We start from the raw sequence: 8,241 nt of genomic DNA on the forward strand, positions 1-8,241 counted from the left end.
TGTTATTATCTGTGCTTTCTTAAACAGGTATTTTTTTGTTTTAAGATAAGATTGTCAGATATGTGTTGTTAAGATCAGCCAATTAGACCGTGTTTGGAAAGAAAATATGAAATTTTTTGCACAAATTAATTTCCAGCACTTGTTTCGTCTTGCTTGCCTTGGTAGAATGTCCGCCTTTAAATGAATACTTAGCTTAGTTCCAGGAGTATATAATGTCGCTAAATAGCGCGGAAAAAGCAGAAATTGTTAATACTTACAAGCGTGCCGATAAAGATACTGGCTCACCTGAAGTACAGGTTTCTTTAATTACTGGCAGAATCAAATATTTGACTGACCATTTTAAAGGAAATAAAAAAGATTTTCATTCAAGACGTGGTTTGCAAGAATTGGTGAACAAGCGCCGCAAACTATTAAAATATTTGAAGCGTAATGATCAAGGTCGCTATCAAACTTTAATCCAAAGTCTGGGATTGAGAGATTCTTATTGATTGATGAGGTTACAACAGTCTCTTGGGAGACGCATCAAACATATGATCGTTTAAAAAAAGGCGCAGTTTTCTGCGCCTTTTTTTTCGTTAAAATTACTTAATGGGGAACATTACGTGACTAAAATTACAAAAGAAATAGCATTTGGTGATCATACTTTAGTGCTGGAAACCGGGGAAGTTGCCCGTCAGGCAGATGGTGCTGTACTGGTAAGTATGAATGGGACACAGGTTTTGGTAACTGTTGTCGGTAAAAAAGACGGTGGAGAAAACAATGGTTTCTTCCCTCTTACTGTAAACTATCAAGAAAAATTCTACGCTGTTGGTAAAATTCCTGGCGGTTTTCAAAAGCGCGAAGGCAGACCAAGCGATAACGAAACATTAATTTCACGCCTTATCGACAGGCCAATCCGTCCTTTATTCCCGGATAACTTCCGCAATGAAGTTCAGGTAATTGCTACCGTACTGTCACTTAATCCTGAAGTGTCTTCGGATATATTGGCTATGGTTGGCGCTTCTGCTGCACTGGCAATATCCGGTGTACCATTTAACGGACCTATAGGTGCTGCCCGTGTGGGTTATAAAGACGGTATCTATTTATTGAATCCCAGCAGAAAGGATCTGGAACAATCACAACTTGATTTGGTTGTCGCCGGAACTAAAGATGCCATTTTAATGGTTGAATCTGAAGCGAAAGAATTAAGTGAAGACATCATGCGTGGCGCAATCATGTTTGGCCATGAAATGATGAAATCTGTTATCAAGGCAATAGAAGAGCTGGCTAGAGAGGTTGGTAAAGCGCGATGGGAATGGACTGCTCCAGAAGTTGATACCATGCTGCAAAATCGTATTGCTGACGTAGCAAAACAAGAAGTTGAAGCTGCTTATCTGATTAAAGATAAACAACAGCGTTACCAGCGTCTTGGTGAATTAAAAGATCAAACAGTTGCTGCGTTAATGGTAGAAAATGATGAGTTGAAGGCTGATGCTATTGCTGACATGTTTGGCGAACTCGAGCGTGCAACAGTGCGTAATCGTATTCTTGATGGTGAACCACGTATTGATGGTCGCGATCATAAAACTGTTCGCCCTATATCCATACGCACCAAGTTCCTTGACAGAACTCATGGCTCTTGTTTATTCACCCGTGGTGAAACTCAGGCAATTGTCGTTGCAACTTTGGGTAATGATCGTGATGCACAAATTCTTGATGGAATTAATGGTGAAACCAGAGATCGCTTTATGTTGCATTACAACTTCCCTCCTTACTCTGTTGGAGAGACCGGACAAGTTGGCAGTCCCAAGCGTCGTGAAATTGGCCATGGCCGTTTGGCAAAGCGTGCTCTGATGGCAGTATTGCCTGAAGCAGGTGATTTCCCCTATGTATTACGTATTGTATCTGAAATTACGGAGTCTAATGGTTCAAGTTCTATGGCTACTGTATGCGGTACCAGTCTGGCTCTGATGGATGCCGGTGTGCCCTTAAAAGCACCTGTTGCTGGTGTTGCTATGGGATTGATCAAAGAGGGTGACCGTTTTGCTGTATTGACCGATATTCTGGGCGATGAAGATCATTTGGGCGATATGGATTTCAAAGTAGCTGGAACCGAAAATGGAATTACCGCCTTACAGATGGATATCAAGATCACCGGTATCACCAATGAAATTATGGAGCAGGCTCTGGAGCAGGCTTTAGCGGGCCGTATGCATATTCTTGGTGTAATGAATAATTCCCTGTCTGAGCACAGAGAAGAATTGTCTCGCCATGCCCCAAGAATTACTACTATGAAAGTCGCAGAAGACAAGATTCGCACTATCATTGGTAAAGGTGGCGCTACAATTAAAGGCCTGATTGAAAGTACTGGAGTGTCAATTGATATTGATGATACTGGAGTGGTTCAACTGTTTTCTCCAGACATTGATGCCCTGGAAGAAGCACAAAAGCAAATTAAAGCATTAATTGCAGAAGTCGAAGTAGGACAAACCTATCAGGGTAAAGTCAGCAAAATTGTAGATTTTGGTGCCTTTATTAATTTACTGCCAGGCAAAGATGGTCTACTGCATATCTCTCAGATCTGTAATGACAGAACCCAAAAAGTCGAAGATGTTTTAAAAGAAGGTCAAGACATTGAAGTATTCGTAGCAGGTATTGATAAGCAAGGCCGAGTAAAGCTGGAGTGGAAAGACAAGCCACAAGCCGCAACGCCTGCTAAAAGTGAGTCTGCACCTGCTGTTGCAAATGCAGAAGAATCCGAGCCTGTTAATGCCCATAGTGATGATGCTGAAGAATAATCAGCATCTATAAATTGTGCCTGTTAATTGTCCTGCCATTTCGGTTGGGGCATTAACAGGCTTTTTTATTTGATTAAACCATTCCTGAGGCAGGGTACATGTTACGCTTCAGCGAGCATATGGGGGAGCGAAAATATAAACCGCTTTGAGCACCATTTAAAAACCAGGATGCTCAAGTAGGAACAACTTTTCTTCCTTGCTGGATTGCCTGCCTAAAATGAGGTTGCGGTGAGGGTAGCGACCAAAGCGCTCAATGATACTGGCATGTTGCTTTTCAAAATCAAGATTGTACTCAAGCCCTGGTTCTGAGAATAACTTTAAGGCCTGATGATGTATCGCCATTGATTCGCTATGCATAAAAGGCAGATACATAAACGTTCTCTGTACTGTGGGTAACTGCGCAGGTATTCCGCGACGAATAGCTTCCTGGGCCAATATCAGAGCCATGCCGTCATAAGCAAAACTTTGCGGTTTATTGCGAAAGATATTTCGTGAGAATTGATCGAGTATGATGATCTCAGCCAAACATCCCGATACAGTATGACGCCAATCAGCAAGCTCACCAAGACTGGCCTTGTGATGTACGGACGTGAAACGCGAGGTAATCATGCGATCCAAATCAGGATCTTTTTGCCACCATTGCTCAGGTGTTAAATCATTAAACCAGAAATTAAGGATGGTTTCAGCATTCATATTTATGTCCTATAGTGATGCATGATTAAATAATAGAGTTCTTGCATAACCCACGTCTTTTGCTGTTATGCCTCCATTGTACTTATAATTTATGATCTTTAGTGACAACAGTCCAGCCATCACCTCTTTATTTCTTTATTACCAAATTGAGCTTATAGATAATAAAAGAGTTGTCTGGATGTGCTAAATTTATCATAATGCCCCTTTTTAAAACGAACGGTATTATGCCTATTAAATTAGTAACGCAAAACATATTAGAAGATCTGGTGCATAAGGCTGAACCAAATCAGGAAGGAAAAACAGCAGATTATATTCCAGAGTTAGCGAATGTGAATCAGGAGCTAACAGCAATAGCGGTACATGCATTGGGTCAAAGTCCGCTGTCCTATAGTAACGATACCCTTCATCCGGTTACGTTACAAAGCACGGCCAAGATGATCCCTTTGATTGGCCTGCTGGAAGAGTGTGGTGCAGAGCAGTTATTTGAATGGGTTAAGGTAGAGCCTTCAGGTGATGATTTTGCTTCCATTACCCGTTTGGAGCAATTTGGCCCCAAGCCGTCTAATCCTATGTTAAATGCCGGTGCCATCACTTTGTGTTCGCGTATTCCAGGAACAGGTGAGCAGCAGTTTGGATGGCTGGAACACTGGGTGCAAAAATTATTTAATCAAAAGCTCAGTATTAATCCCCTGGTTTTTGCCTCTGAAAAAAGAACGGGCAACCGCAATCGCTCTCTCGCCTATTTACTTAAAAGCAGAAATAACCTTGGGACTGATGTCCATGAAACATTAGATTTGTATTTTGCTTTGTGTTCCTATGAAGCGCTGTTAGAACAAATGCTTTTTTTACCTACCTTGTTAGCTAATGGTGGCGTGTCGCCAGACAGTGGTGAACGGGTCATCTCAGCCGAAACCTGCAAAATTACCTTGGCGATTATGGCTACTTGCGGGTTATATGATGAAAGCGGGACCCATATGGTTAAAACCGGTATGCCTGCTAAAAGTGGGGTATCTGGCTATACTATTGCTGTTCTTCCAGGGAAAGCCGGGATTGTAGTCTTAAGTCCAAGAGTGAATGACAAAGGAAACAGCATAAGGGGAGAAATGATGCTGGAAGGCTTATCTAAAGTAATGGACTGGCACTTTGCCTTACCTTAATGTTGTACTCTTCGCGGCCTGTATTGTGACTCCCTAATAAAGAATACAAAAGAGCATCATGCTAAGAAAACCGAGCCGCGACCGTAAGGAAGCGGAACAGTTCGATGTACTCCATTGTAGGTGTATCTCCAAAATTTCCGCTCCCTTACGGTCGCGGCTCGGTTTTCTTTACGCAAAAAGACGCGCTCAGGACGACGTAGATCTGAGGGGCGGAACATTCTTATACAGAACATTGATACAGGCGAGTTCAACGAGTTAAATTTAAAAACTCCATGCGGCTGTCAGCATTGCTACGCATTTCACCTAGCATCACAGAGGTTGTCATCACCGAGTTTTGTTTTTCAACACCGCGCATCATCATGCAAAGATGTTTGGCTTCGATAACTACAGCGACACCGTGCGCACCAGTAATGGATTCGATGCATTGGGCAATTTCACCAGTTAATCGTTCCTGAATCTGGAGGCGACGAGCATAAAAATCAACGATACGAGCAATTTTGGATAAACCGATGACTTTACTATTGGGCAAATAGCCAACGTGGCATTTGCCAAGAAAAGGCAATAAATGATGTTCGCACAATGAATAAAGTTCTATATCTTTTACGATGACCATTTCACTCATTTCAGACTCAAACAAAGCGCCATTGATGATGTCATCAATGTTTTCAGTGTAACCCTTTGTCAGATAACGCATGGCATTAGTCGCTCGGGCGGGGGTATCAATCAACCCTTCTCGAGTGACATCTTCACCAAGTTCTTTGAGTAATTTTTTGTACAGTTGTTCCATAGCAAGAGTTCCTAACCGGGCGGCCAAGTCATTTGACGTCCGCCTAATAAATGTAAATGAATGTGGTAAACTTCCTGCCCGCCACCAGAGTTAACATTAAAAACCAAACGGTAACCCGCGTCACTTAGCCCTTCACTTTTAGCTAAGTGTTTGGCTTTTAAAATCATTTTTCCCAGCAGTTGCTGGTCTTCATCCTGAGCGTCATCAATTGTCGCAATATGCTTTCTGGGTATGATGAGTACATGGGTTGGGGCTTGAGGCCGTATATCGCGAAAAGCGATTAAATCATCATCTTCAAAGACAATTGTAGCCGGGATTTCACCTTGAGCAATTTTGCAGAATAAGCAATTCATAACAAACCCTGATGTGTATACTCGGTGTGAGCGTAATTAAAAAAATGATATTATACAGTTCCTTCATGAGATTGCGACAGCTTGTCTTTGCCTTTTGGCGCAATTTTTCGCATAATAGTTGTTTTATTTAGTATAAGGGTACATAAATGAGTTTAATGGAAATCAAGAGTGGTCGGAATGTCCCAAATGAAATCAACGTTATTATTGAAATCCCTATGCATGGCGAACCGGTAAAATATGAAGTAGATAAAGAAACCGGAGCCCTGTTTGTTGATCGATTTATGGCGACAGCTATGTTTTATCCAACAAACTATGGTTACATACCCAACACTTTATCTGAAGACGGTGATCCGGTCGATGTATTGGTTATTACTCCGGTGCCTTTAATTAGTGGCGCTGTAATCCCCTGTCGTGTAATCGGTATGTTAAAAATGACGGATGAAGCAGGAGTTGATGCTAAATTACTGGCAGTACCTACCACAAAACTCAGTAAGATGTATCAATCGGTCGAAACATATAAAGACATACCCCAGCATTTATTATTATCTCTGGAGCATTTCTTTAACCATTACAAAGACCTGGAAGAAGGCAAATGGGTTAAAATTGATGGATGGGTAGGTCCTGAAGAAGCTCGTGCAGAGATTATGTCCAGCGTTGAGCGTTTTAACCAGACACACAAGTAATCGATGTGTAGCCCGGAGTTCCTCATTCAAGCTTGAAACTCCGGGGTACAAAAAAGGGAAGGGTATTTTGAGCCTAAAATGAAATGTCAACAGACCCTAAGGAAATCAGGTGCAACTTCATCTTTCTACGCTGTTAATCGCTCTGTTTGTTTTGATTTTTTTATCAGCCTTTTTTTCGGGATCCGAAATTGGCATGATGTCCATCAACCGCTATAAATTAAGATATCTGGTTAAAAAAAATAACAAGCAGGCAATCCGCGTTAACCAGATGCTCTCTCGTCCTGATCGATTATTAAGCGTCATATTGATTGGCAATACCCTGGCTAACATTGTTGCCTCTACCATCGCAACCTTAATAGGCCAGAGATACTATGGTGATCTGGGTGTTGCCGTTGCTACAGCGCTTTTGACTTTTGTGATTTTGGTTTTTGCTGAAATGACTCCTAAGACTTTGGCCGCGATTTATCCTCAACAAGTTGCTTTTGCCTCATCATTTCCATTAAAAATGTTACTCAAAATTTTTGCCCCTCTTGTCCGTGCTATCAGTTTCTTTTCCAATGGCATTTTACGCTTGTTTGGCATTTCAATCAGCCGCATTCAAAAAGAAGCGTTAACTGGAGAAGAGTTACGATCTGTTGTCCATGAAGCGGGTGGTTTATTACCGGTTGAGCATAAAAGTATGTTAATCAGTTTACTTGATTTGGAACAGGCAACCGTCGAAGACATCATGGTGCCTAAATCAGATATTGTCGGCATTGATTTGGATCAGCCCTGGTTACAACTTCTCGAACAATTGGAAACAGCACAACATACTCGACTACCTGTTTACCGGGGCTCTATCGACAATCTGGTCGGCATGATCCATGCCCGCGATGTGCTTAATTTAGCCCTGGAAGATAAATTGGACATTGACAGTTTTTTGAATAGCGCTGATGCCCCCTATTTTATTCCTGAGGCCACCCCGTTAAACATTCAAATTTTAAATTTCAGAAAGATGAAACGACGCAGTTGTTTTGTGGTTGATGAATACGGGGATATATTAGGCCTGGTGACCATGGAAGACATACTTGAAGAAATCGTTGGCGAATTTACAACTGATATTGCTGCTTTAAGCCGTGATATTACACCACAGGATGATGGTTCGGTTATCGTTGATGCAAGTTTAACCCTTCGTCATCTGAATCGTATGATGAGCTGGAATTTACCGTCAATCGGCCCCAGGACCTTAAGTGGACTAATCATCGAATATTTAGGTTATATCCCTCCCGCAGAATCTTGCCTGACTATAGAGAATTATCAGATTGAAATATTGAAGGTCAGCGATAATACGATTAAAGGCGTTAAAATCAAGGTCGGAAAGAAGCGAAAATAGATTTAAATCAGACACAAATAAGGCTCTGTGCCGCAACAAAACTTCCGCTTCCTGACGGTCGCGGCTCGGTTTTCGTGCGTTCGTATTGACTTCATCGTGCACCGGAAACCGAGCCGCGACCGTCAGGACATATCTTTATACATAAGTATTGCCAACTTATTTAATAACCATCCATGGCGTGGAATGTTATCCATGCCATGGAAAAATCGCGCATTCGCTGTAAGCCTTGCCACATTACTTTTGGGCCAGGAAATCCATCAGATTTTCTAGCCAGAAAGCCCCCTAGCTTTGCTATCATTATAATCATATCATTAAGAGAGGGGGGGACTTTGGGTGGTTTTTCTTTTTTTAGCACGGCATAAACAGACTTCCACTCACATTCATCAAAGAAGACATCACAACTTATCTCAGGACAAGTC

Annotated in this window: 9 protein-coding genes; 5 read left to right on the forward strand and 4 right to left on the reverse strand. The window is 41.8% G+C overall.

Going from position 1 to position 8,241, the window contains the following annotated elements:
* The first annotated feature begins 212 nt into the window (after positions 1–212).
* Both rpsO and pnp read left to right on the forward strand, forming a co-directional pair.
* The gene (gene rpsO / locus B094_RS0114935; protein ID WP_018578629.1) at positions 213–488 is read left to right on the forward strand and encodes a 30S ribosomal protein S15; all 276 of its coding nucleotides are present in this window, start codon (positions 213–215) and stop codon (positions 486–488) included.
* 114 nt (positions 489–602) lie between these two features.
* A complete protein-coding gene (gene pnp, locus B094_RS0114940) occupies positions 603–2,777 on the forward strand; it encodes a polyribonucleotide nucleotidyltransferase (protein ID WP_018578630.1) in 2,175 nt (724 codons plus the stop codon).
* A 156-nt stretch (positions 2,778–2,933) separates the two neighbouring features.
* On the opposite strand, the gene B094_RS0114945 is transcribed toward pnp, so the two are convergent.
* Complete coding sequence (locus tag B094_RS0114945; protein ID WP_018578631.1) at positions 2,934–3,470, reverse strand: DUF924 family protein; 537 nt, start codon at positions 3,468–3,470, stop codon at positions 2,934–2,936.
* A gap of 224 nt (positions 3,471–3,694) precedes the next feature.
* On the opposite strand from B094_RS0114945, the gene glsA reads away from it, so the two are divergent.
* Positions 3,695–4,627: a glutaminase A gene (gene glsA, locus B094_RS0114950; protein ID WP_026254057.1), complete on the forward strand. Its 933-nt coding sequence runs from the start codon at positions 3,695–3,697 to the stop codon at positions 4,625–4,627.
* Between the two features lie 247 nt (positions 4,628–4,874).
* On the opposite strand, the gene folE is transcribed toward glsA, so the two are convergent.
* Both folE and B094_RS0114960 read right to left on the reverse strand, forming a co-directional pair.
* Positions 4,875–5,414 (reverse strand): GTP cyclohydrolase I FolE, encoded by a 540-nt coding sequence (gene folE, locus B094_RS0114955; protein WP_018578633.1) that lies wholly within the window; start codon positions 5,412–5,414, stop codon positions 4,875–4,877.
* 11 nt (positions 5,415–5,425) lie between these two features.
* Entirely contained in the window at positions 5,426–5,767 is a 342-nt protein-coding gene (locus B094_RS0114960; protein WP_018578634.1) for a histidine triad nucleotide-binding protein, read from the reverse strand.
* A gap of 146 nt (positions 5,768–5,913) precedes the next feature.
* On the opposite strand from B094_RS0114960, the gene ppa reads away from it, so the two are divergent.
* On the forward strand, positions 5,914–6,450 hold the full coding sequence (ppa, locus tag B094_RS0114965; RefSeq protein ID WP_018578635.1) for an inorganic diphosphatase: 537 nt from the start codon (positions 5,914–5,916) through the stop codon (positions 6,448–6,450).
* Positions 6,451–6,559: 109 nt separating this feature from the next.
* Positions 6,560–7,822: an HlyC/CorC family transporter gene (locus tag B094_RS0114970; RefSeq protein ID WP_018578636.1), complete on the forward strand. Its 1,263-nt coding sequence runs from the start codon at positions 6,560–6,562 to the stop codon at positions 7,820–7,822.
* 160 nt (positions 7,823–7,982) lie between these two features.
* On the opposite strand, the gene B094_RS0114975 is transcribed toward B094_RS0114970, so the two are convergent.
* On the reverse strand, positions 7,983–8,241 hold a 259-nt coding region (locus B094_RS0114975), incomplete at its 5' end, for an IS4 family transposase (RefSeq protein ID WP_018578637.1).

This window comes from Legionella shakespearei DSM 23087, from assembly GCF_000373765.1.
Lineage (GTDB): Bacteria > Pseudomonadota > Gammaproteobacteria > Legionellales > Legionellaceae > Legionella > Legionella shakespearei.